Below are 23,548 nucleotides of genomic sequence, written 5' to 3'. Positions count from 1 at the left end.
CTCACTCCTTGTGCTTGCTTTTCAGCCAGGCTTTTTCCGTCCCGGTCAGCAGACGGATGATGTTTTCGCGGTGCTTCCAGAACACCAGGACCAGCAGACAGAGGCTCAGGGGCAGCCAGGACCAGACTCCGCTGAACAGCAGGAGCAGGGGCAGAACTGTCACCAGGGTCAGGGAGCCCAGAGAGACGTAGCGGCTGCGCCAGATGACCAGCAGGCAGAGCAAGGCGGCGATCAGCAACTGCCAGAAGGCCAGGGGCAGGAACACGCCGATGCTGGTGGCCACGGCCTTGCCGCCCTTGAAGGCCATGAAGCAGGAAAAGACGTGCCCCAGCACGCAGGCCAGACCCGTCAGGCTGACGAAGAGCGGCGAAGGGCTGATGGCCAGAGCGCCCCAGACCGGCAGCGCGCCCTTGAGCACGTCGCAGAGCAGGGTGGCCACGCCCCAGCCGAAGCCGCAGAGCCGGGAGACGTTGGTGGCCCCGGTGCTGTGGCTGCCGCCCGTGCGGGGATCCACGCCGCAGAAGGTTTTGGCGATGACCAGTCCCCAGGGTACGGAACCCAGCACATAGGCCATCGCGATCCAGAGCGCCTGTGTAAGCATGATTTTCTCCTCCCGAAAAAGCGGACCGACCCAAGGCGGCGCAGTATGCCCGCCGGATTCCCCCGGCACCAGCCCTCCGCCTCCGCTCTGCTCCGGCAGAGCAAAGGAGGCTTCGCGCAACAGTGCCGAACATGGCATATTAGTATATCCAGCGCCTTTTCAAGGCGCTTTCAATGCGATCAGCCCGCGGGCCTATCCGTCAACGGTGGCGGCCTCCACAACCTGTATCTCATTATACAGCGGATGCACCTTGCCCAGGCGCACTTCCACGGCCATGCCGGGGCAGGCCCGCTCGTCGAACATCCGGCGCTTGCCGCGCACGAAAAGTCCCTGATCCGGCAGGCTCACGCTGACAAAGGCGTCGTTCTCCTCGGTGATCACGCCGGACCACCAGACCTTGTCCCCCTTCTGGCGGAAGAAAAGCAGCTTCCAGTAACGCGGGCGGAAGCGCTGCACCTGCCCGGCGGCCTCCAGCACGGGCGAAAGGCTGTTCAGCAGTTCCTCCAGGCCGTTCTCGTCCCAGCGGAGCTGGCCCGTGCGCAGAAAATGCACCACCTGGGCCTCGTTGACAAGGTCCGGGTAGCGGCGCAGGGGCGAGGTCACGGGCGTGTAGCGGGGCAGGCCCAGCGCCGCGTGGGGCCGGGCCTGGACTTCCAGCCTGGAAGGCGTCAGGGCCCGCATGATCCGGGACATGTCCTGCGGCGCGGTCCAGACGCCCGCGTATTCCCTGGGCAGAGCCACATCCTGCGTCCGGTGGAGCATGGCCAGACCGCGCTCCCGCGCCCATTGGGCCACGGCCGCGCTGGCCAGGATCATCATTTCCGCCACCAGCATCTGGGCGTCCGGGGACGGATCGTCGGCAAGCACTTCCACGCGCAGGTCCGCGCCTTCGCCTTCCAGGCGGATCACCGGATCGGGCCGGTCCATGATCACGGCCCCGTCGTTGATGCGCGCCGTCTGCCGCCGCCGGGCCAGTTCCAGGCCCAGACGCAGCAGTTCCGCGTGGGGCGCGGCGGGATTGTCCGGCGGGGTCGCGTCCGCGCCGCCGGATATCTCCGGGTCTTGCGCGGCAAACGCGTCCAGCACGGCCTGGCTGTCCTTGTAGGTCAGGTTGGCGGCCAGACGCGCCCTGGCCACGAAAACCTCGCACGCGCCCGCCCGGCCCTCGTGGTCCACGGCCACCCGCACGCAGAGCGCCGGGCGCGGCTCGCCGGCCACAAGAGAAAAAACGTGGGTGCCCAGACGCTCGGGCAGCATGTGGCAGGTGCCTTCCGGCAGATAGATGCTCGTGCCCCGGTGCAGCACGGCCTTGTCCAGCGGCCCGCCGAAGGGCCAGTTCAAGGCCGGGCAGGCCAGGGCCAGGGTCAGGCTGAAGCCCGCGCCCTCGCTCTGGACGAAAAAGGCGTCGTCCACGTCGCGGGTGCTGGCGCTGTCGATGCTCACAAAGGGCAGGTCGCAGAGCGGCAGATCCGCCGCCGCTTTCGGGCCGGAGCCTCCCACCGCCAGTTCCAGGGCTTCCACCTCGGCCGCGTAGTCCTGCCACCAGGCGTCGCCCGGCGCGTAATCGGCCCGGTCCAGCCAGAAATTGTAATGCGGGGGCAGTTCGCCCCAGGCGATCAGCAGTTGCAGGGGCAGATGGGGCACGTCGGGCAGGCCTTTGGACAGCATGCGCCAGAGGGCTTCGTGCTCCTGGCTTTCCGGATCGATCATCCGGGCGCGCAGCAATTCCCTGAGGCGCTCCGCCACTTCCGGCGCGGGCCATTCGGACGCGCCCTCCGCACCGGAGGCGGAGGGGGGCGGCAGAGGGCGTTTTTTGCAGGCCACATCCCAGAGCAGACGGAAAAAAGCCACGCCGCCCGCGATGAGGGATTCACGCTCTTCCCGGCCTTTCTGCTCGGCCAGACGTTTTTCCACCGTCTCGGCGGGAAAAACCTGAAAGTCCGGCGGTTGAAAACGGAAATGGCTTTTACAGGCCAGCAGAGCGCGGCCGTAGGCGGCCACCTGATCCGGGCCCGGCTCGCTGCCGAAGAGTTCGGCGAACCACTGGGCCGGAGCCGCCGCCACCTCGCCCTGAGCCAGTTCCCAGACCTCCATGACCGGCACGGCGGCGGCCAGATCCTCTCTGGCCTTTTTGTGCGTTTCCAGCAGGCGCACCGCCTCTTCCCGACCGGCGTCCGCCGTGTGCAGCGGCCCGAGCCAGGGCAGCAGGCGCGCCGCCGTGAGCCGCGTTTCCCGCCGGTTGGGCAGCAAAAGACGCAGGCGGCCCCCCACTTCTTCGGTGACCATGGCGATCTGGACGGCATTGCCCTCCATGTATTCCACAATGCAGCCCGGCGCGGGATAGCGCACACAACCCGGCATAAACGCTCCTTTAGTTCCAGGGCCGCCGCGCGGCCCGATACCGGAGAATCCTGCATTTTTTCCGTTCTGGCAAGTCCCGCCCCGGCTTGCGGGGAACATGGATGGAGGGGCCGGCGTTGCGGGAACTTTGTAAAATTGGCGGTTTTTTCGCGTGAACAAGACGAATGGTACAAAAATAACCGCAATGGCGCGGAAAGCATGAAGCAGATGTTTGTCTCCCTCCGCCGCTTCTGAATCCTGAGCACCCGTCTTAGCTTCGCGCTCCGGGGGATTCCTCCCCGACGCCTTTCGCATTACAGCAAAACGACTCCCCGCTCCCCCCGGCCTCACCATACCTGCCGCCCTTCCCCTGCAGGCCGCAACTCTGTCTTGCAGCCCGCGACTGCGGGAAGTGTCGGCCGGAGTTTTCCCCGCGACCTGCCCCCTGGGCTGCCGGCGCTCTTCATATTTCACCGCGAGGCGGGCGGGACGGACAGAGGTTTGACAGGCCTTCCCGCCTGTTTTTTAATACCTTGCGGAAATACCCCGCAATCCCGGAGAGCATATGGTTAACGACACCCTCACGGCCATTCCCGGCATTCTGGCAGGTCACGCCACAGACGCGGTCAACGGCACCGGCTGCACCGCCATTCTCTGCCCCGGCGGCTGCACGCCGGGTCTGGCCGTGCCCGGTTTCGCGCCCGGCTCGCGCGAAACCGAGCTGCTGCGGCCCGAATCTCTGGTGGACAGCGTGCACGGCATCCTGCTGGCCGGGGGCAGCGCCTTCGGTCTGGCGGCCGCCGACGGCGTGACGCGTTTTCTGCGGGAAAGAGGTCTGGGCTTCGCCATGCCGCACGGCACAGTGCCCATCGTCAGCGGTGCGGTGATTTACGATCTGGACATGAACCGCAAGCCCGGCCTCCTGCCCGATGCGGACATGGGTTACGCGGCGGCGGCCGCCGCCCTGGAGAGAGCGGGCGCGCCCCTGCCGCGCGGCGCGGTGGGCGCGGGAACCGGCGCGCGCTGCGGCAGGGCCTTCGGCATGTCCGCCGCCGGACCGGACTATTCCGCCAAATCCGGTCTGGGTTCGGCCCTGGCCGAGCGGCAGGGCGTACAGGCGGCCGCTCTGGTGGTGGTCAACGCCTTGGGCAATGTGCACGACCCGGACGACGGACGCTTTCTGGCCGGCGGGCGCGGCGCGGACGGCGCGCCTTTGGGTCGCGAAGTGCTGCTGTCCGCTCTGGCCGGGGAAGATGTGCCCGTGAGCAACACAGTGCTGACCGTGGTGGGCACGAACATCCCCTTGAACAAGGTCCAGGCGAGTCGCCTTGCCCGCATGGCCGCCACGGGCCTGCCCCGCGCCATCCGGCCCGCGCATCTGCTTTACGACGGGGATATCGTCTTCGTTCTGGCCGCCAAGACTCCGCCGCCGACCGCCACCGGTCCCTGGACGGAAAACCTGCTGGGCTGTCTGGGGGCCGAGGCTGTGGCCCGCGCCGCCGCGGACGCGGTGACGCATGCGGCGGATGCATCTTGAATCCGTCCCGGCGCAGGCTCCACACTGGACGGGCAGGCGGGAAGCGGGTATAAAAAATTTTTATAGTCCTAATCCCTACCGTGCCCCGGGGGGCGCGCACGAGCGAGACACAGCCCATGAGCATCATTCACCAGCCGGGCGGCAACCGCGTTCTGAGCCTTCAGGACCCGGAAAAGCCCCAGCTCTACCGTGAACTTTTCCCCTATACGAGCATTTGCCGCACGTCTTTCGACGAAGTGCTGCTGGCTCCGCGTCCGGCGGAGCAGATGCGCATCACCGACACCACCTTCCGCGACGGCCAGCAGGCCAGGCCGCCCTACACGGTCAAGCAGGTGGCCAAGATGTTCGACTTTCTGCACCGTCTGGGCGGCAAAACCGGGCTGATCACGGCGTCGGAATTTTTCCTCTACTCGGCCAAAGACCGCAAGTGCATCGACGTCTGCCGGGCGCGCGGCTACCGCTTCCCCCGGGTCACGGCCTGGATCCGCGCCACCAAGGAAGACCTCAAGCTGGTGCGGGACATGGAATTCGATGAAACCGGCATGCTCACCAGCGTGTCCGACTACCATATTTTCCTCAAGCTGGGCAAAACCCGCCAGCAGGCCATGGACATGTACCTGGATCTGGCCACCCAGGCCCTGGAATGGGGCATCATTCCGCGCTGCCACTTCGAGGACGTGACCAGGGCCGACATTTACGGCTTCTGCCTGCCCCTGGCCCAGCGCCTTATGGAACTCTCGCGCCAGAGCGGCATGCCGGTGAAGATCCGCCTCTGCGACACCATGGGCTACGGCGTGCCCTGGCCCGGCGCGGCCCTGCCCCGCTCGGTGCAGCGCATCGTGCGGGCCTTCACCGACGAGGCCGGGGTGCCCGGCCAGTGGCTGGAATGGCACGGCCACAACGACTTCCACAAGGTGCTGACCAACGGCGTCACAGCCTGGCTGTACGGCTGCGGCGCGGTCAACGGCACGCTGTTCGGCTTCGGTGAACGCACGGGCAACACCCCTCTGGAAGCCCTGCTGGTGGAGTACATCTCCCTCACCGGCGAGGACGCGGCGGCGGACACCACCATTCTGAGCGAAGTGGCCCAGTTCTTCGAAAAAGAACTGCACTACCGCATCCCGTACAATTATCCCTTTGTGGGGCGCGACTTCAACGCCACCAGCGCGGGCGTGCATGCCGACGGCCTGGCCAAGAACGAGGAGATCTACAACATCTTCGACACCAGGCATCTGCTGGGCCGTCCGGTGCCCATCATCATCACCGACAAGACCGGACGCGCGGGCGTGGCCTACTGGATCAACAACAATCTGAACCTGTCGGGCGACAAGCAGGTGTCCAAAAAGCACCCGGCCGTGGGGCAGATCTACGACGCCATCATGGCCGTGTACGAGGAAACCGGGCGCACCACCAGCTTCTCCCACGACGAAATGGAAGCCCTGGTCCAGCGCTTCATGCCCGAGCTCTTCGCCACCGAATTCGACCAGATCAAGCATCTGGCCGGAGATCTGGCCGCGCACATCATCGTGCGCCTGTCCCGCAGCGCCGGTCTGGCCGACCTCAGCGAGCAGGCCTGCGCCCGGCTGGATGAATTCGTGCGCGAGTACCCCTTCATCCAGTTCTGCTGCCTTGCGGACGCCCAGGGCAAGATGCGCTGCTCGGCCGTCACGGACCCGGAATACAGGGAAGTTTACGAAGCCCTGCCCGTGGGCTACGACTTTTCGCAGCGCGAATGGTTCAAGATGCCCATGAAAACCGGCGACCTGCATATCATGGACGTTTATCAGTCGCACTTCACCGGCAAGCTGGTCATCACGGTGTCCTGCGCCGTGACCGACGAAAATGACCGCATCGTGGGCGTGGTCAGCGGCGACATCCAGCTGGAGGAACTGCTCAGGCGCGCCCGCGCCCTGCAACAGGAAGTGGGTTCGCAGGAAGAGCAGGAAGAGGCGGACGGCGACAACGATTAGCCCGGAAGGCCGTCCCGCCGTGTCCGGCGGGACGGCCTTCCATTTTCCACGGAACACGCAACTCGGGACAAGCATCATGCGCAAAAAAATCTACTGGATCGAAGGCGACGGCATCGGACCGGAAATCTGGCGGGCAGCGCGGCCGGTCATTGACGCGGCCCTGGCCAAGGAATCGGACCTGCGCCTGGACTGGCAGGAACTGCTCGCCGGGGAAAAGGCCGTGGCCGAAACCGGCTCCCCCCTGCCCGAAGCCAGCCTGGACGCCCTGCGCGGCGCAGACATCGCCATGAAAGGCCCTCTGGGCACGCCTGTGGGCACGGGCATCCGCAGCCTGAACGTGGCTCTGCGCCAGGGTCTGGATCTCTACGCATGCATCCGGCCGGTGCGCCATTTTGAAGGTCTGGAGACTCCGGTCAAGCACCCCGAACGGGTGGACATGGTCATCTTTCGCGAAAATACGGAAGACGTTTACGCGGGCGTTGAATTCGCCGCCGGAACCCCCGAGGCCCGCAAGCTCATCGCCTTTCTGCGCGACGAGCTGGGCGTGACCAAGGTGGGCGAGGCCGCCGCCGTGGGCATCAAGCCCATGACCGAGGCCGGTTCCAAGCGTCTGGTGCGCCGCGCCCTGCGCTACGCCCTGGACAACGGCCGCGAAAGCCTGACCCTGGTCCACAAGGGCAATATCATGAAATTCACCGAGGGCGCGTTCCGCCAGTGGGGTTACGACGTGGCCGCGCAGGAATTCGGCGACAGGACCTGCACGGAAAAGGAACCCGCGCCCGGCCGCCTGGTGGTCAAGGACCGCATTGCCGACGCCATGTTCCAGGAAGCCCTGTTGCGGCCCGAGCAGTATCAGGTACTGGCCACGCCCAACCTCAACGGCGACTATATTTCCGACGCCCTGGCCGCCCAGGTGGGCGGGCTGGGTCTCGCGCCGGGCGTGAACATGTCCGACAGCCTGGCCTTTTTCGAGGCCACCCACGGCACCGCGCCCACCATCGCCGGGCAGGACAAGGCCAATCCCGGCAGCGTGATCCTCTGCGGCGCGCTGCTCATGGAACATCTGGGCCTGCCCAGAGCCGCAGAGCGCATCCGCGCCGCCGTGGGCAAGGCCATTGCCGCCAAATCCGTCACCGTGGACCTGGCCGCCCAGGTCAGCGGCGCGCGGGTGGTGGGCTGCGCCGAGTTCGGCGATATTATCGGGGCGAATTTGTAAGACGGGTCTTTCCGGGGGAGGGGCGCTTTTTGAAAAAAGCGCCCCTCCCCCGGCCCCCTACCCGCAAAACTTTTATTTTTCAGAGCGCCGGTCACGAGCATCGCCCGCATGAACGGCCACGGAAAAACGGATAGGTAACGGGGTTCTCGGAGGGCCGCGCCCTCTGAACCGCCGATGGCGCTTTTGCCCTCCCCATGAAGGCCTGCCATGATCTCACTGGAAAACCTGTTGCTCTTTGTGCCTCTGGCCGCCATTCTGGTGATGCTGCCCGGGCCGGATTTCGCCCTCATCGCCAAGATTTCGCTGCTGGACGGCAGGCCGCAGGGCCAGGCGGCGGCCTGCGGCGTGGCCCTGGGCATCGTCATCCACACCAGCGCGGCCATGCTGGGCATCTCCGCCATCATCGCGCAATCGGTCTTTCTGTTCAGCGTCCTGAAATACATCGGCGCGGCCTATCTGTTCTGGCTGGGCGTTCAGGCGCTGCGCCAGAGCCAGGCCGTGGTCAGAACCGCGCCCCTTCCCGGCCGGGACGCGGAAGAAAACCCGGAGGAAGCGGCGCGCCCCGTGCCGAGGCCGACCAGGGCCCTGCTCCGGCGGGCCTTCAAGCAGGGTCTGCTGACCAATATCCTCAACCCCAAGGCCGTGCTGATCTTTCTGACCTTTTTGCCGCAGTTCATGAACCCGCACATGCCCCTGGCTCCGCAGTTTCTGGAACTGGGCGGCATCATGTCGGCGCTCTGCCTGTGCTGGTACGTGCCCCTGGCCTACATGCTGGGCCATGTGCGCAAGGCCTTTGAAAGCTCCCGTTTCCAACAGTGGCTGCAACGCTGCACCGGCGTCGTCTTCATCGCCTTCGGCCTCAAGCTGGCCGCGGCGCACAACGACTGACGCCGGAGCTTCCACGTCAACACTATTGAAGAAGGTTTCTTTATGATCCAGCTTTTCGACCAGACCACCGTTCTTGACGGCGCGCAGATTCTGTTCGCCGATGAGGCCAAAGCCCGCGGCATGGACATGGACGCCGCGCGCGCGAACACCCTGGCCCGCCGCATTCTGGCCGCGCACAACAACGCCCCGGCCACGGACGCGACCCTGCGCCTGCGCTTCGACGCCCTGGCCTCCCACGACATCACCTACGTGGGCATCATCCAGACCGCCAGGGCCAGCGGCCTCACGGAATTTCCCGTGCCCTACGCCCTGACCAACTGCCACAACAGCCTCTGCGCCGTGGGCGGCACCATCAACGAGGACGACCATCTCTTCGGCCTCTCGGCGGCGCAAAAATACGGCGGCATCTTCGTGCCCCCGCATCTGGCGGTCATCCACCAGTACGTGCGCGAAATGATGACCAAGTGCGGCGGCATGATTCTGGGTTCGGACAGCCACACCCGCTACGGCGCGCTGGGCGTCATGGGCGTGGGCGAAGGCGGCCCGGAACTGGTCAAGCAGCTTCTGGGCAAGACCTACGACGTGCCCGCGCCCCAGGTGGTGGCCGTGTGGCTGGAGGGAACGCCCGCGCCCGGCGTGGGGCCGCAGGACGTGGCTCTGGCCATTATCGGCGCGGTGTTCAAGAGCGGCTTTGTGAAGAACAAGGTTCTGGAATTCATGGGTCCCGGCATTGACGGGCTCTCGGTGGAATACCGCTGCGGCATCGACGTGATGACCACGGAAACCACCTGTCTGTCCTCCATCTGGCGCACGGACGGCAAGGTTCGCCAATACCTGGCCCTGCACGGGCGCGAACAGGATTTCGTCGAACTGGCCCTTCAGGGTCCGGCCTGTTACGACGGCCTGATCCGGGTGGATCTGGGCAAAATCGAACCCATGATCGCCCTGCCCTTCCATCCCAGCAACGTCTTCCCTGTCGCCGAAGTGGCCCGCCGCGCGGACGAGATTCTGGCCGCCGTGGACGCGGAGGCCGTGCAGCAGTTCGGCGAGGCGGGCAAGAGCCTGAACCTGCGCGGCAAGATCCGCGATGGCGGCGTCTGGGTGGACCAGGGCATCATCGCGGGCTGCGCGGGCGGCTCCTTTGAAAACATCAGCCTGGCCGCCGCCATTCTGGACGGCAAGAGCACGGGCAACCAGGCCTTCAGCCTCTCGGTCTACCCGGCCAGCGAGCCGCAGGCTCTGGCCCTGGTGCGCAACGGCTCCACAGCCAAACTGATGGCCGCCGGGGCTGTGCTCAAAAACGCCTTCTGCGGGCCCTGCTTCGGCGCGGGCGACACCCCGGCCAACGGGGCGCTGTCCATCCGCCACTCCACCCGCAACTTCCCCAACCGCGAAGGCTCCAAGCCCTCGGGCGGCCAGCTTTCCGCCGTGGCGCTTATGGACGCCCGCTCCATCGCGGCCACCGCAGCGCGCGGCGGCCGCCTGACCCCGGCCACGGATCTGGACTGGAAATCCCCGGAACTGAACGTGGACCTCGACTACCGCTTCGAGCCCGTGATCTACCAGCGCCGCGTGTACAACGGCTTTGGCGCGCCCAAGCCGGAAACGCCGCTGATCTTCGGCCCGAATATCGCGGACTGGCCGGAAATGAGCCCCCTGCCCCAACACCTGCTGCTCCAGGTGGCCAGCGTGATCACCGACCCGGTGACCACCACGGACGAACTGATTCCCTCGGGCGAGACCTCTTCCCTGCGCTCCAATCCGCTCAAGCTGGCGGAGCACGCTCTGTCCCGCAAGGACCCCGGTTACGTGGGCCGGGCCAAGGCCTTCCAGACCCTGGAAAAAGCCCGCCTGAAGAATCCCACCGATCCGGAACTGCTGGCCCGCGTGCGCGAAATCTGCGCGCCCTGCGGCGGCCAGTCCGAAATGGAAGACCTTTTCGCCGGGCTGCGGCCCCTGGAAAACATCGGCCTGGGCACCACCATCTTCGCGGTCAAGCCGGGCGACGGCTCGGCGCGCGAACAGGCGGCCTCCTGCCAGAAGGTGCTGGGCGGCTGGGCCAACCTGGCCGTGGAATACGCCACCAAGCGCTATCGCTCCAACCTGATCAACTGGGGCATGCTGCCCTTTGTGGCCGACGCGGATCTGGCCAAAGACCTGCGCGTGGGCGACTATCTGGTGATCCCGAACATCCGCAAGGCCGTGGAAGAAGCCCATCCCGCCATCCTGGCCTGCCTGGTGCATGAAAACGGGGAAGGCGGACAGCGCAAGGTCCGGGCCGAACAGATCGGCCTGAGCCTCAAGGAACTGACCGACGACGAGCGCCGGATCATTCTGGACGGCTGCCTGATCAACTTCTACAACAGCAAACGGCCGCTGTAGAACGTTACCGTTGAACAGGCCCACAGGTGAAAGCGGGACAAAAACACGTTTTTGCCGCTGGCTGAGCCATAGATTCAACGGCAAGCGGCTACCTTCATTCACAAAAAGCTCCAGATTGCCGTTGTGCGGCCGGGACGCCGGGGTTTTCCCACGTCCCGGTCGCCATGACACCCTCTTCTTTCCGTTTCGTCCCCCTCAGCGGCCAGGCCGCATCTTCCCGCTTGTTTCAACTCTGCAGCTTTTATCAAAACTGCAACCCTGCTCTTAAAAATTTATCCATTTATTTCAATTAATTATAGCATGGCACAAATATTGATATCCAAGGAGGAAAAGCCGGCCTGAATTTCCGTACTCCGCGCGGGCGGAACGCCAGGCACTTCATCAAACAAGCAAGGAAAAGACATGAAAAAGACCACCCTCCTCAAGCAGATGCTGCGGGCCCCGGAACTGCTGGTGGCCCCCGGAGCCTATGACGTCCTCAGCGCCAAAATCATCGAACATTCCGGTTTCAAGGCCGTCTATATGACCGGCTACGGCACCTCGGCCAGTATCCTGGGCCAGCCCGACGTAGGCCTGCTGACCATGACCGAAATGGTGGACCGGGCCCGCAATCTGGCCGAGGCGGTGGACGTGCCGGTGCTGGCCGACGGCGACACCGGTTACGGCAATCCGCTCAACGTCATGCGCACCGTGCGCGAATACGAAAAGGCCGGGGTCTGCGCCATCCAGCTGGAAGACCAGGTTTTCCCCAAGCGCTGCGGACATATGCTCGGGCGCAAGGTCATTCCCAGGGAAGAAATGGTCCAGAAAATCAAGGCCGCCGCGGACAGCCGTCGGGACGACGACTTCGTGATTATCGCCCGCACCGACGCCCGCACCGACCACGGCCTGGAGGAAGCCCTTGAGCGCGGCAAGGCCTACGAAGAAGCCGGGGCCGATCTCATTTTCATCGAGTCCCCGGAAAATCTGGACGAAATGCGCAAGATCAACGAGGTCTTCCCCAACACCCCGACTCTGGCCAACATGCTGGAGGGCGGACGCACGCCCATCCCCACGACCAAAGAGCTGGAAGACATGGGTTTCGGCATCGCCATCTACTGCACCGGCCCGCTGTACGCGGCGGCCCTGGCCGTGCGCAATTACATGCAGCACCTCAAAACCCACAACACCACGGCGGATTTCTTCGACCATCTGCTGACCTTCCCGGAATTCAACGCCTTCATCGGCCTGGACGCCTACAACGCGCTCAGCCGGAAGTACGCGGGCTGAACCCCGGGTCCGGGGTCCGGCCCGGCCGGGCCCCGGTCATGCGAAGCCGCAGCGCCGACGCACCATCCGCCACAGGAAAGACCATGATTGAATACGCCTCTCCCCCATACAAAATCGCCCTGGTGGCCCCCTACGGCAATCTGAGCGCCATGTTCGCCCGCGTGGCGGAGGGCCTTCCCTGCAGTCTGGCGGTGCGTATGGGCGTTGCCCTGGAAGAGGCCGTGGCGGCGGCCCGGCAACTCATCAACAGCGAACAGCCGGAAGTTATCTGCAGCCGCGGCGGCAGCGCCGACTACATCCAGTCCCAGGTGGATGTCCCCGTGGTGACGGTTTCCACCACGGCCTTGGACCTACTGCGGGTTCTCCTGCCTTTTCAGGGAAAAATCCACAAAGCGGCCTTTTTCAACTACCAGGAGCCCCTGCCGGAAGTGCAGGCCGTGGCCCGGGCCCTGGGCATGGAAATCCGCGAATATCTTTTCCACACCCGCGAGGAGAAATCCTCCCGCATGCTGGAGGCCGCGGCCGAAGGCGCGCAGTTGGGCGTGGGCGGAGCGCTGGTGGCGGGCATGCGCGAACTCTGCGGCGTGGACGGCATCGTGCTGGAAGCCGGCGAGGACGCGGTACGGCGCGCCCTGCGTGAGGCCTTCGCCATCGCCCGCATCCGCCGGGTGGAGTTGCAGCGCCAGGCCCGGACCATGACCATTCTGAACACCATCGCCGAGGGCATCATGGTCACGGATGAAAACAACGCCCTGACCCTGATCAACCCGGCGGCGGAAAACATTCTGCAGATCAAGGCCGACGAGGCCGTGGGGCGGGATGCGCGCGACGTGGTGCCCAACACCCGCACCTGGAACGTGCTGCACAACGGCACGTCCGAGCTCAACGAGCTGCAGGACATCAACGGCCAGACCATCGTGACCAACCGCGTGCCCATCCGGATGAACGGCCGCAGCATCGGCGTGGTCTGCACCTTCGCCGGAGCCGAGCGCATCCGCCAGGCGGAGCAGCGCCTGCGGGGCCGCCAACGCGCCCACGGCTTCGAGGCCCGCTGGCGGCTCGCGGACATCCTGACCCGCAACGCGGGCATGAAGGAACTCAAAAAACTGGCCGCCGGCTATGCTGAAACCGACGCCTCGGTACTGATCCAGGGCGAATCCGGCAGCGGCAAGGAACTTTTCGCCCAGGGCATGCATCTGGCCAGCCGCCGGGCCGCGGCGCCCTTTGTGGCGGTCAATTGCGCGGCCATTCCCCCGTCCCTGCTGGAAAGCGAGCTTTTCGGCTATGAGGAGGGCGCGTTCACCGGCGCACGGCGCAAGGGCAAAGCCGGGTATTTCGAGCTGGCCCACGAGGGCACGCTTTTTCTGGATGAGATCAGCGAGATGCCCTACCACCTCCAGGCCCGCCTGCTGCGCGTCCTGCAGGAGCGGGAAGTCATGCGCGTCGGCGGCGCGCAGATGATTCCCATTGACGTGCGGATCATCTGCGCCACCAACAGGAATCTCCAAGCCCTGGCGGCGCGCGGGCTCTTCCGCCAGGATCTTTTCTATCGCTGCAACGTCTTGCCGCTCCACATTCCCCCGTTGCGCGAGCGGGGCAACGACATCCTCTATCTGGCCTGCCACTTCCTGCGCAAGGCCGCACGCGGCGCGGCCTGCACGGGTCTGGACAGAGAGGCGCTGGACAAGGAGCTGGGCGACCTGCTGCGCGAACACGCCTGGCCCGGCAACGTACGCGAACTGGCCAACGTCATGGAACGTCTGGCCCTGATTTCCGGCCTTTTTCCGCAGCGATCCCTGCGGGAACTCTTCTCCCGGACCCGCGCCCAGGAAAGTGGGCCATGCGTCTGCGGCGGGAGCGATCCCTTCACTCCTCCGCCCCCGGACAGCGGCGAAACACTCAGGGAAATCGCGCGGCGCGCGGAATACGAGGCCATTACGCGGCAGCTTTCCGCCTGCAACGGCGATTACGCGCGCGCGGCCCGGCGCCTGGGCATCAGTCGGGTCAGTCTCTGGCGCAAACTGCGGGAACGTCCGAATATTGCTGAAACGGAAGAGGATGGGGGCGACAGCAGCATGAAATAAAAGCGGCCGCCGGGATAGCCCCCGTCTTCAAACGCGAAACGCTCTGGCTGATATCCCATGCCAACCCAGCGAGGAATATAATGAAAAGCCCAACAGACGTTGTCAGTGGCCTTATTCTGCTCGGACTGTGCGCCGTGGGCGCATACAGCGTCAGCCTGCTGCCTGCGGCCGGAAGCACCGAAAACGTGGGGCCCGGCGGCGTGCCCAGAGCGGTTCTCGTCATTCTCGCCGTCCTGAGTTGCATTCTGATCGTCAAGGGTCTGCGCCAGATGCCCGATAAGCGCTATTGGCCGGAACCCCGCGTCTTCAAAAAAGTTCTTTGCTTCCTCGGCCTTATCTATCTTTATCTGATCACTCTGACCGGTCTCGGCGACCTTTTCGCTGCCATGGAAAACCCGCCCTTCGCTTCGGGCGGAGCCTTCTGCATCAGCACTTGTCTCTTTCTTCTGATTGCCCTGCCCCTGCTCGGCAGGCGCAAGCCCGTGGAGGTCCTGCTGGTGGCTGTGTTGACCACGGCCGTCCTGCTCGCGGCCTTTGGCTGGTTTTTCCAGATCATGCTGCCCTGAATTTCCGGCCCGCAGCACAACCGGCATCCGCTCTCAGAGGAGAAATACATGTTTGCGAACATTATTGACGGAATTATGAGCGCCCTCAGTCTGAGCGCTCTGCTGGCCAACCTCATGGGTGTGGCCTTGGGGATAATCTTCGGCGCGCTGCCCGGACTGACGGCGGCCATGGGCGTGGCCCTGCTCATTCCACTGACTTTCGGCATGGCCCCGGTGGACGCTTTTTCCGCCCTGTTGGGCATGTACTGCGGGGCCATTTACGGCGGCTGCATCACGGCCATTCTGGTGGGCACACCGGGCACGGTTTCCGCCGCAGCCACCATGCTGGAAGGTCCGGCTTTGACCGCGCGCGGCGAATCCCGCCGAGCCTTGGACATGGCCACCGTGGCCTCCTTCATCGGCGGCATTTTCAGCGCGCTTGTCCTGGTTTCCGTGGCGCCGCTGCTGGCCCGCGCGGCCATGTCCTTCAGCGCGCCGGAATATTTCGCGGTGGCCGTCTTCGGCCTGACCATCGTGGCCTCGCTCTCCTCCGGCCACCTGATCAAAGGCTTGGTTTCCGCCTGTGTGGGCCTGTTTCTCGCCACCATCGGACTAGACCCGGTCACCAGCGACATGCGCAACACATTCAACATTCCGGATCTTTTCAACGGCCTGTCCCTGGTGCCCGTGCTGGTGGGCCTGTTCGCCATGTCCCAAGTTCTGGTGACCGTGGAGGACGTGATCCGGGGCGTGTCGCTCAAGGAAGGTAAGATATCCAGGCGCGGTCTTTCTCTTAAAGATCTTACCGGCAATGCCGTAAACTTCCTGCGCTCCTCGGCCATCGGTACAGCCATCGGGATCATTCCGGCCACCGGCGTGAGTGCGGCCACCTTTTTCGCCTACTCCGAGGCCAAGCGCCACTCCAAGACGCCGGAAATGTACGGCAAGGGCTGCCTGGAGGGCATTGCCGCCACGGAATCCTCCAACAACGCGGTCTGCGGCGGCGCGCTGATCCCCCTGCTGACCCTGGGCGTGCCCGGCGACATCATCACCGCCATTATGCTGGGCGCGCTGATGATCCAAGGCCTGACGCCCGGCCCGCTGCTTTTTGTGGAGCATCCGGTCATGGTGTACGGCATTTTCGCGGCCTTCATCACCGCCAATGTGCTGATGCTGGTCTGCGGACTCATCGCCGTGCGCGGGGCCAATAAGATCACGGCCATTCCCGGCGGGGTGCTCATGCCCATCGTGGTCACGCTCTGCGCAGTGGGCGGCTTTGCAGTAAACAATTCCACCTTTGACCTGCTGGTGGTAGCGGTGTTCGGCACTGTGGGCTATCTGATGATCAAGTGCGACTTCCCCTTGCCGCCGCTGCTGCTGGCCATGATCCTGGAACCCATTGCCGAAGCTAACTTCCGCCGGGCATTGAGCATTTCCCAGAACGACTATGCCATTTTCTACACCAGCCCCGTGGCCTGCATCATCCTGGGACTCAGCCTCTTTGTGCTGATCAAGTCCGTTTGGAACGACCTTCGCGATTCCCGGAAGAACCCGAGCAAATCCTGACCAACACAGACAAGGAGCCCTACATGGAACTCACGCAATGGAAAGAAAAGCTGGATGTCTGGTTCAATGACAAGGAGCCAGAAATGCTTACCCTTCTGGAACGTATCGTGAACATGGATTCTTTTTCCCACGACGGCGACGATGTGAACAAAGTGGGCGAGACGCTCGCCGCTTGGATGGCCGAAGCGGGCTTTCAGACGGCCAGACTGCCCAAAAGGCCCTCGCCGCCCGATGAGCCCTGGATGGACTCCCTGGGCAACGTGTTCTGCGCCCGCAGCCAGGCTGAGGAGGCCGGACCGGGCGTGGCTTTCATCGGGCACATAGACACGGTCTTTCCGGCCGGGACGGCGGCGGCCCGCCCCTTCCGCCTGGACCGCGCCGCCGACAGAGCCACCGGTCCAGGTGCGGCGGACATGAAGGCTGGCCTTGTGCAGAACATGTTTGTGGCCAGAGCGCTGAAGGAGCTTGGTCTGATGCCCGTACCCATGACCTTGACCTTCACCCCCGACGAAGAACTGGGCTCGGCCTCCAGCGCATCCATACTGGGCGAACAGCTCAACGGCGCACACGCCGTGCTCTGCTCGGAAGCAGGGTATCCTGGCAACGGCGTGACCATCGAACGCAAGGGATCAGGGCACATGCTGCTGGAAATCACGGGCAAAGCCGCCCATGCCGGGCGTAATTACGAAGAAGGCGCTTCCGCCATTCTTGAGCTGGCCCACAACATCCTGGCTTTTAACGAACATCTGGATCTCACCAACGGCACCACGGTGAACACCGGACTGATCAGCGGTGGCATCTCCGCCAATTCCGTGGCCCCCAACGCCTGGGCTCGACTGCATCTCTCCTTCGCCAGACTGGAAGACGGTCTGGCCCTGGCCGACAGGGTGCGCGAAGAAACGGCCTGTTGCAAGGTGCCCGGCACCCATGCCCATGTCAGCGGAGGCGTGCGCCTGCCGCCGCTGGAAACCACGCCCACGGTACGACAACTTTACGAGTTGGCCGCCCATGCCGGGGAATGTCTGGACTACTACATCCACGCCGAGCACTCCAAGGGCGCGGCTGAATCCGGCTATTGTTCAAGCGTGCTGGGTCTGCCCGTGCTCTGCAGCATGGGTCCCGAGGGGGCGGACATGCACTCGCCCGCAGAATATTTTCGCCCTTCCACCCTCATTCCGCGCTGCAAACTGATGGCGCTTACGGCGCTTCAGGCCGCGCACGTCTTCACCGCCGCGCCGAAAGCACGCTTGTAACATCCGCGCACCCCACTGACTGTCAAAGGAGAAAAACCATGAAAAAAAACTCGCGTATTCTGTCCGCTCTTCTCGTCTGCGCCCTGTTGTTCCCGGCTTTCCCTCTGTCGGCCCGAGCCGCCTATCCCGACCGGCCCGTGACCATCATCGTACCCTTCGGGCCCGGCGGCGCTGTGGACATCGCCGCCCGCGTTCTAGCCGAATATTTTCAGACCAAGCACAACATCATCCTGAACATTGTCTGCAAGGGCGGCGGGGCTGGCGCGCCGGCTATGCTGGACGTGGCCAGGGCCAAGCCCGACGGATACACCTTCGGCTTCCCCGGCATAGCCCCTTTCTCCACTGTGGCCCACCTCAAAAAAACCGGTTACAGCCTCAAGGATTTCCGCACCGTTGTCCAGATCACCAACATGTGGATGAGCCTGGCCGTCAACGCCGATTCGGACATCAAGGACATCAGGGGGTTGATGGAAGCCGCTAAAGCCAATCCCGGCAAGGTCAACTACGCGACCCACGGGGCCTATTCCACCCAAAGCCTGTTCATGCGCCGAATTTTAAAGACCTTTCCCGGCGTGGATCTGCCCCATATTACCTATGCCAGCGGACAGGAGGTTTCCACGGCCCTGCTGGGCCGCCATGTGACCAGTGGCTTCGGTGTTACCACCAATCAAAAGCCCTACGTGCTCTCCGGCGATTTCAGGATGATCGGGGTGACCAGCCCCCAACGGCTGCCGGAATTTCCCGACGTACCTACCTTCGCGGAACAGGCGGGGCCGGAATACGTCTTCGGTTCCCCGCACGGTCTGCTGGCACCCCGGCGCGTACCTGATGAGCGCGTGGAAATCATGCAGAATTTGGTCAAGGAAGCCCTAGCCGATCCAGGAGTAAAGGCCAAGTTCGCCAAGGCTGGGCTCTCCACCGACTATCTTTCAGCCGCCGAATTCCAGAAGGTCGTGGACAAGACCTGGGAATTTCTGGGTGAAACCATCAAGGAAGCCGACGTTCAATAAGGACGAACGCGGGTTTTCCAAGGAGAACGGACATGCATCCCGAAATGGAACAGATCCGCTGTGCCATCGTGCGCGGCGGCACGAGCAAGGGAATTTTTCTGCGTGCCAACGACCTGCCCGCCGATCCGGCCAGGCGCGACGCGGTCATCCTGGCCGTTTTCGGCAGCCCGGACATCCGCCAGATCGACGGCCTGGGCGGAGCCGACGTGCTGACCAGCAAGCTGGCCATCATCGGCCCCTCCAGCAAAGCCGACTGCGACGTGGACTACACCTTCGGCCAGGTCAGCTTCGAGAAAGCCTTCATCGATTACAAGGGCAACTGCGGCAACATTTCCTCGGCCGTGGGCGGCTTCGCCATTGACGAAGGCATGGTGCGGGCCGTGGAACCCGTGACCACGGTGCGCATCCACCTCACCAACAGCGGCAGCGTGCTGACGGCGGAAGTGCCGGTGAAGGACGGCAAGGCGCGGATCAGCGGGGATTTCGCCATTGACGGCTGCCCCGGCACGGGCGCGCGCGTGACCCTGGACTGGTCCGGCGTGGCCGGCGGCATCACCGGCAAGCTGCTGCCCACGGGCAAAGCCAAGGACGTTTTCCACATCGACGGAAGGGAATATCCCGTCTCTCTGGTGGACGCGGGCAATCCCCTGGTTTTTATCCACGCCGCCTCCCTGGGCATGAAGGGCACGGAAAGCCCGGCAGAAATAGAGGGCGACGCGGCGCTGATGGCCGTGATCGAAAAAATCCGGGGCAAGGCCGCTGTGCTTTGCGGCCTGACGGACGCGCCGGAAAACGCGGCCCTGCAAAGCCCCTACAATCCTTTCTTCGCCATCGTCAGCCCCCCGGCGGACTACACGGCCATCAACGGCAAAAAGGTCAGGGCCGGAGACGCGGACCTGGTTTCCCGTCTGCTGTTCATGCTCAAAATGCACAAGGCCTATCCCATCACCGGCACGGTCTGCACCGGCGCGGCCTGCCGCATTCCCGGCAGCGTGGCCTGGGAGGCGCTCGGCGAGCGCGGCAAGCAGGCGCGGACCATCCTCATCGGCCACCCCTCGGGGGTCATCCCGGTGGAGGCCGAGGCCCGCGAAGCGCCGGACGAACCGGGCGGCGTGGCCGTCACCCGTCTGGGCGTCTACCGCACGGCCCGCCGGATCATGGACGGTTACGTCTATGTGCCCAAGGCATCTTGTTAATCCCAGCACTTTCCGACCTGTGCGGCGCTTGCCTATCCCGTCCCCGGCCGCGCGGGCTCCGACCGTTCCTCTCCATCGCCGCCACCGGCAAAGGGAAAAAACATGGGCATGACCATAGCTGAAAAAATCATCGCCGGGGCGGCCGGACGCCAGGAAGTGCGGGCCGGGGAAATTGTCTGGGCCGATGTGGACCGGGCCATGATGGACGACATTCTGGGCCCGCGCGTGGAAATCGCCGAACGTATGCGTGAACTGAACGTGCCGGTCTGGGATCCGGACAAGGTAGTGATCATCGCGGATCATTACACCCCTCCAGCCAACGCCAAGCAGGCGGCCATCGTCAAATTCACCCAGGAATGGGCGCAGGAATACGGCATCAGAAACTATTACGCCTTTGTGGGCCCCTGCCATCAGGTCATGGCCGAGCACGGCCACGTGCTGCCGGGCACGGTGGTCATGGGGACGGATTCGCACACCTGCATGGGCGGAGCCCTGGGCGCTTTCGCCAGCGGCGTGGGCTCCACGGAAATGGTGGGCATTCTGGCCACCGGCCGGATCTGGCTGCGCGTGCCCGAAACCATTCGCGTGACATGGCGCGGCACGCCGCCGCCCGGCGTCATGGCCAAGGACATTTCCCTGGCGACCATCGGCGACATCGGCCATGCCGGAGCCACCTACAAGGCCGTGGAATACACGGGCGAGGCCGTAGCCGCCCTGAGCATGGACGAACGTTTCTGCCTCTCCAACATGGCTGTGGAAATGGGAGCCAAGGCCGGGCTGATCCCCACCGACGAAACCACCGAGGCCTTTCTGCTGGGCCAGGGCCTTGCTGGCCCCTTCCCGCGCCTGGACAGCGACATCGACGCCGTTTTCAGCGAACGGCGGGGCTATGACGCCGCAACGCTCACGCCCATGCTGGCCTGCCCGCACGAGGTGGACAACGTCCGGCCGGTGACGGAAGCGAACGCCGCGCGCATCGACCAGGCCTACATCGGTTCCTGCACCGGCGGCCGTTACACGGACCTGGCCGCCGCGGCCCGGTTGCTCAGGGGGCGCAAGGTGGCCTCCGGCTGCCGCCTGCTGGTTTCGCCCGCTTCCAAGAGCATCTGGGAGCGGGCCGCCGACGACGGCACGCTGCTGGCGCTTTCCGAAGCCGGAGCCGTCATCCTGGCGCCCACCTGCGGCGTCTGCGTGGGGCTGCACTCCGGCGTGCTGGCCGACGGGCAGATTTGCGTGTCCACCACCAACCGTAACTTCATCGGCCGCCTGGGCAGCAAAAAGGCCGAAACCTACCTGGCTTCGCCCCTGACCGCCGCCGCCTCTGCGGTGACCGGACGGCTCACGGACCCCAGGGAATTTTTGTAGGCAAGGAGAGCAGACATGTCAGACATCCGTAGAGGCCCGGCATATATTTTCGGAGACAACATCAACACGGACATCATCTCGCCGCCGCAGTACATGGAGCTTTCCGTCGAGGAGGCCGCGCCCTGGACCATGAGCGGCGTGGACCCGGATTTCGCCACGCGGGCGAAGCCGGGCACCATCATCGTGGCGGGCAGAAACTTCGGTTCCGGCTCCAGCCGGGAACTGGCCCCGCTCTCCCTGCGCCACCTCAAGGTGGGGGCCATCGTGGCCAAATTCTTCGCCCGGATTTTCTACCGCAACGCCATCAATCTGGGTCTGCCCGTGGTGGAATGCGCGGATGCGGATAAAATCCGCCAGGACGACGACCTGGAAATCGACTTCGCGGCCGGGCGCATTCGGAATCACGCGCGCGGTGAGGAATACTTCTGCTCCGTACTGCCGCCGCACATTCTGGAACTGATCCGCGAGGGCGGCCTCATCGCCCACCTCAAGCACCAGCTCGCCGCACGCTGAGTTCCCTCCTCCCTCAACCAGGGCATGCCGGTTTTCCACATGGACCGGCATGCCCCTTCTTGCGCCGTATGGGCCCGCCGCCCCTCGACTCCGCGGGGATATTCCGGCATACTCCTCCAAATATCCAGGCGGAGAAAACCATGCTCAGCGTGTTTGACCTGTTCAAAATCGGCATCGGCCCCTCCTCGTCCCATACCGTCGGCCCCATGCTCGCGGGCAAAGCCTTTGCCGACGAACTGCGCGGCAAGGGCCTGCTGGAAAACACGGCCCGCGTCCAGCTTGACCTTTACGGCTCTCTGGCGCTCACCGGCGACGGGCACGGCACCATGGGCGCAGTGCTCAGCGGCCTGGAAGGGGAAGAGCCGCACAGCGCCGAACCGGCGCGTCTGGCCGAACGGATCGGCGCGCTGAAGCGCAACGCGGACCTGCTGCTGGCGGGCGAACGGCCTGTGCCTTTCGTCTATGAACGGGACATGCTGGTGCATAAGGGGCTGTTTCTGCCCCGCCACTCCAACGCCCTGACGCTCACGGCCGCTGACGCCGACGGCGCGACCCTTTTGACCAGAACATACTATTCCATCGGCGGCGGTTTCATCCGCACCGAGGAGGACTTCGACGCGCCGCCGGAGGAATACCCCACGCCGCCGTATCCTTACGCCACAGCCGGCGAACTCTTCGCCATCTGCGAACGGGAAGGCAAAAGCATCGCGGACATCGTGCTGGCCAACGAGATTTTCTGGCGTTCAGAGGCGGATGTGGCCGCGCGCATGGCGACCATTATCGCCACCATGCGCGACTCCGTGGAGCGGGGCTGCTGCACGGACGGCGTGCTGCCCGGCGGCTACAAGGTGCGGCGCAGGGCCCCCAACCTGCTGCGCAAGGTCAGCGCCCTTCAGGCCACGGGCCGCCGCGACCTGAGCCTCTGGCCCATGCTCTACGCTTTTGCCGTGGCCGAGGAAAACGCCTCGGGCGGGCGCATCGTCACCGCGCCCACCAACGGCGCGGCGGGCGTCGTGCCCGCGGTGCTGATGTACTATACCAACTTTTACCCGCACGCCACGGAACAGGGCGAACGCGACTTTCTGCTCACGGCCGGGGCCATCGGCCTGTTCTACAAGCTGAACGCCTCCATTTCCGGCGCAGAGGTGGGCTGCCAGGGCGAAGTGGGCGTGGCCTGTTCCATGGCCGCCGGGGCCTATTGCGCGGTGACCGGCGGCAGCGTGAAGCAGGTGGAAGTAGCCGCCGAAATCGGCATGGAGCACAACCTGGGCCTGACCTGCGACCCCGTGGGCGGCCTGGTGCAGATTCCCTGCATCGAACGCAACGGCGTGGCCGCCGAACGCGCCGTGAACTGCGCCCAGCTTTCCCGCCTGGAGGACGGCCGCCAGCGCGTGGTTTCGCTGGACAAGATCATTGAAGTCATGTACCGCACGGGCGTTGATCTGCAGGCCCGCTACAAGGAAACCTCGCTGGGAGGTCTGGCCCAGGCCATCGGCGAGGCTTACCGGGGCTGACCGGACCAGAAGAACGTTGAAACGCTCAACACGTTTTGCTTTTGGAATTGCGCCAGTCCAACAGCAGCGCCAGCCGTCGGCTGCGGAAAAAATCCATTCCCCTTTAGCACTGAGTTCCGACATCCGAGTCTTTGCTGTCCACGCCCGCGCCTTGCGGGTGCGGCCCGGCCGTCTCCGCTCTCTTCAACAGTCGCCAGAGTTTTTCGGCATGTTCACTACCAGGATGCTATGTTATCGGCGTGATGGAATTCTTTCCTTAACAAATGTCCTGGGATGGCGTAATATCGCAAAAATTTGTG

General features: G+C 64.6%; 17 protein-coding genes. 15 read left to right on the top strand and 2 right to left on the bottom strand.

Going from position 1 to position 23,548, the window contains the following annotated elements; all coding sequences use genetic code 11:
- Position 1: 1 nt before the first annotated feature.
- Positions 2-601: a glycerol-3-phosphate 1-O-acyltransferase PlsY gene (gene plsY, locus FYJ44_RS02305; RefSeq protein WP_154508783.1), complete on the bottom strand. Its 600-nt coding sequence runs from the start codon at positions 599-601 to the stop codon at positions 2-4.
- A gap of 192 nt (positions 602-793) precedes the next feature.
- Positions 794-2,962 carry a ribonuclease catalytic domain-containing protein gene (locus FYJ44_RS02300; RefSeq protein WP_154508781.1) on the bottom strand — a complete coding sequence of 723 codons (2,169 nt, stop codon included), beginning with the start codon at positions 2,960-2,962 and terminating at the stop codon, positions 794-796.
- Between the two features lie 544 nt (positions 2,963-3,506).
- On the opposite strand from FYJ44_RS02300, the gene FYJ44_RS02295 reads away from it, so the two are divergent.
- The 15 genes from FYJ44_RS02295 (at position 3,507) to FYJ44_RS02225 (ending at position 23,249) form a co-directional block, all read left to right on the top strand.
- Positions 3,507-4,478, top strand: a complete 972-nt coding sequence (locus FYJ44_RS02295; protein WP_154508779.1) for a P1 family peptidase — start codon at positions 3,507-3,509, stop codon at positions 4,476-4,478.
- A 116-nt stretch (positions 4,479-4,594) separates the two neighbouring features.
- Complete coding sequence (locus FYJ44_RS02290; protein WP_154508777.1) at positions 4,595-6,448, top strand: hydroxymethylglutaryl-CoA lyase-like TIM-barrel protein; 1,854 nt, start codon at positions 4,595-4,597, stop codon at positions 6,446-6,448.
- A 76-nt stretch (positions 6,449-6,524) separates the two neighbouring features.
- The gene (icd, locus tag FYJ44_RS02285) at positions 6,525-7,664 is read left to right on the top strand and encodes an NADP-dependent isocitrate dehydrogenase (RefSeq protein WP_154508775.1); all 1,140 of its coding nucleotides are present in this window, start codon (positions 6,525-6,527) and stop codon (positions 7,662-7,664) included.
- 207 nt (positions 7,665-7,871) lie between these two features.
- Positions 7,872-8,552, top strand: a complete 681-nt coding sequence (locus tag FYJ44_RS02280) for a LysE family translocator (protein WP_154508773.1) — start codon at positions 7,872-7,874, stop codon at positions 8,550-8,552.
- A gap of 42 nt (positions 8,553-8,594) precedes the next feature.
- The gene (locus FYJ44_RS02275) at positions 8,595-10,934 is read left to right on the top strand and encodes a hydratase (protein ID WP_154508771.1); all 2,340 of its coding nucleotides are present in this window, start codon (positions 8,595-8,597) and stop codon (positions 10,932-10,934) included.
- Between the two features lie 402 nt (positions 10,935-11,336).
- Positions 11,337-12,203, top strand: a complete 867-nt coding sequence (locus tag FYJ44_RS02270) for an isocitrate lyase/PEP mutase family protein (RefSeq protein WP_154508769.1) — start codon at positions 11,337-11,339, stop codon at positions 12,201-12,203.
- A gap of 83 nt (positions 12,204-12,286) precedes the next feature.
- On the top strand, positions 12,287-14,287 hold the full coding sequence (locus FYJ44_RS02265; RefSeq protein ID WP_195840930.1) for a sigma 54-interacting transcriptional regulator: 2,001 nt from the start codon (positions 12,287-12,289) through the stop codon (positions 14,285-14,287).
- Between the two features lie 80 nt (positions 14,288-14,367).
- A complete protein-coding gene (locus tag FYJ44_RS02260; protein WP_154508765.1) occupies positions 14,368-14,853 on the top strand; it encodes a tripartite tricarboxylate transporter TctB family protein in 486 nt (161 codons plus the stop codon).
- 48 nt (positions 14,854-14,901) lie between these two features.
- Positions 14,902-16,398: a tripartite tricarboxylate transporter permease gene (locus tag FYJ44_RS02255; RefSeq protein ID WP_154508763.1), complete on the top strand. Its 1,497-nt coding sequence runs from the start codon at positions 14,902-14,904 to the stop codon at positions 16,396-16,398.
- A 23-nt stretch (positions 16,399-16,421) separates the two neighbouring features.
- Complete coding sequence (locus FYJ44_RS02250; RefSeq protein WP_154508761.1) at positions 16,422-17,651, top strand: M20/M25/M40 family metallo-hydrolase; 1,230 nt, start codon at positions 16,422-16,424, stop codon at positions 17,649-17,651.
- Positions 17,652-17,689: 38 nt separating this feature from the next.
- On the top strand, positions 17,690-18,661 hold the full coding sequence (locus FYJ44_RS02245) for a Bug family tripartite tricarboxylate transporter substrate binding protein (protein WP_154508759.1): 972 nt from the start codon (positions 17,690-17,692) through the stop codon (positions 18,659-18,661).
- A gap of 32 nt (positions 18,662-18,693) precedes the next feature.
- Positions 18,694-19,857 (top strand): 2-methylaconitate cis-trans isomerase PrpF family protein, encoded by a 1,164-nt coding sequence (locus tag FYJ44_RS02240; protein ID WP_154508757.1) that lies wholly within the window; start codon positions 18,694-18,696, stop codon positions 19,855-19,857.
- Between the two features lie 102 nt (positions 19,858-19,959).
- On the top strand, positions 19,960-21,222 hold the full coding sequence (locus FYJ44_RS02235; protein ID WP_154508755.1) for a 3-isopropylmalate dehydratase large subunit: 1,263 nt from the start codon (positions 19,960-19,962) through the stop codon (positions 21,220-21,222).
- A 15-nt stretch (positions 21,223-21,237) separates the two neighbouring features.
- Complete coding sequence (locus FYJ44_RS02230) at positions 21,238-21,735, top strand: LeuD/DmdB family oxidoreductase small subunit (protein ID WP_154508753.1); 498 nt, start codon at positions 21,238-21,240, stop codon at positions 21,733-21,735.
- A gap of 140 nt (positions 21,736-21,875) precedes the next feature.
- Complete coding sequence (locus FYJ44_RS02225) at positions 21,876-23,249, top strand: L-serine ammonia-lyase (protein ID WP_154508751.1); 1,374 nt, start codon at positions 21,876-21,878, stop codon at positions 23,247-23,249.
- The last annotated feature ends 299 nt before the right edge of the window (positions 23,250-23,548 follow it).

This window comes from Desulfovibrio porci (assembly GCF_009696265.1).
In the GTDB taxonomy this organism is placed as follows: domain Bacteria; phylum Desulfobacterota; class Desulfovibrionia; order Desulfovibrionales; family Desulfovibrionaceae; genus Desulfovibrio; species Desulfovibrio porci.
The sequence above is the reverse complement of the archived record's forward strand: the minus strand, read 5'-3'. Positions and strand labels throughout refer to the sequence as shown.

Bases quoted from the DNA above. Each gene is read 5' to 3' on its own strand.
- FYJ44_RS02255 (WP_154508763.1), top strand. From the start codon at position 14,902: ATGTTTGCGAACATTATTGACGGAATTATGAGCGCCCTCAGTCTGAGC.
- FYJ44_RS02260 (WP_154508765.1), top strand. From the start codon at position 14,368: ATGAAAAGCCCAACAGACGTTGTCAGTGGCCTTATTCTGCTCGGACTG.
- FYJ44_RS02280 (WP_154508773.1), top strand. From the start codon at position 7,872: ATGATCTCACTGGAAAACCTGTTGCTCTTTGTGCCTCTGGCCGCCATT.
- FYJ44_RS02240 (WP_154508757.1), top strand. From the start codon at position 18,694: ATGCATCCCGAAATGGAACAGATCCGCTGTGCCATCGTGCGCGGCGGC.
- icd (WP_154508775.1), top strand. From the start codon at position 6,525: ATGCGCAAAAAAATCTACTGGATCGAAGGCGACGGCATCGGACCGGAA.
- plsY (WP_154508783.1), bottom strand. From the start codon at position 601: ATGCTTACACAGGCGCTCTGGATCGCGATGGCCTATGTGCTGGGTTCC.
- FYJ44_RS02300 (WP_154508781.1), bottom strand. From the start codon at position 2,962: ATGCCGGGTTGTGTGCGCTATCCCGCGCCGGGCTGCATTGTGGAATAC.
- FYJ44_RS02295 (WP_154508779.1), top strand. From the start codon at position 3,507: ATGGTTAACGACACCCTCACGGCCATTCCCGGCATTCTGGCAGGTCAC.
- FYJ44_RS02235 (WP_154508755.1), top strand. From the start codon at position 19,960: ATGGGCATGACCATAGCTGAAAAAATCATCGCCGGGGCGGCCGGACGC.
- FYJ44_RS02250 (WP_154508761.1), top strand. From the start codon at position 16,422: ATGGAACTCACGCAATGGAAAGAAAAGCTGGATGTCTGGTTCAATGAC.
- FYJ44_RS02225 (WP_154508751.1), top strand. From the start codon at position 21,876: ATGCTCAGCGTGTTTGACCTGTTCAAAATCGGCATCGGCCCCTCCTCG.
- FYJ44_RS02265 (WP_195840930.1), top strand. From the start codon at position 12,287: ATGATTGAATACGCCTCTCCCCCATACAAAATCGCCCTGGTGGCCCCC.
- FYJ44_RS02230 (WP_154508753.1), top strand. From the start codon at position 21,238: ATGTCAGACATCCGTAGAGGCCCGGCATATATTTTCGGAGACAACATC.
- FYJ44_RS02290 (WP_154508777.1), top strand. From the start codon at position 4,595: ATGAGCATCATTCACCAGCCGGGCGGCAACCGCGTTCTGAGCCTTCAG.
- FYJ44_RS02245 (WP_154508759.1), top strand. From the start codon at position 17,690: ATGAAAAAAAACTCGCGTATTCTGTCCGCTCTTCTCGTCTGCGCCCTG.
- FYJ44_RS02275 (WP_154508771.1), top strand. From the start codon at position 8,595: ATGATCCAGCTTTTCGACCAGACCACCGTTCTTGACGGCGCGCAGATT.
- FYJ44_RS02270 (WP_154508769.1), top strand. From the start codon at position 11,337: ATGAAAAAGACCACCCTCCTCAAGCAGATGCTGCGGGCCCCGGAACTG.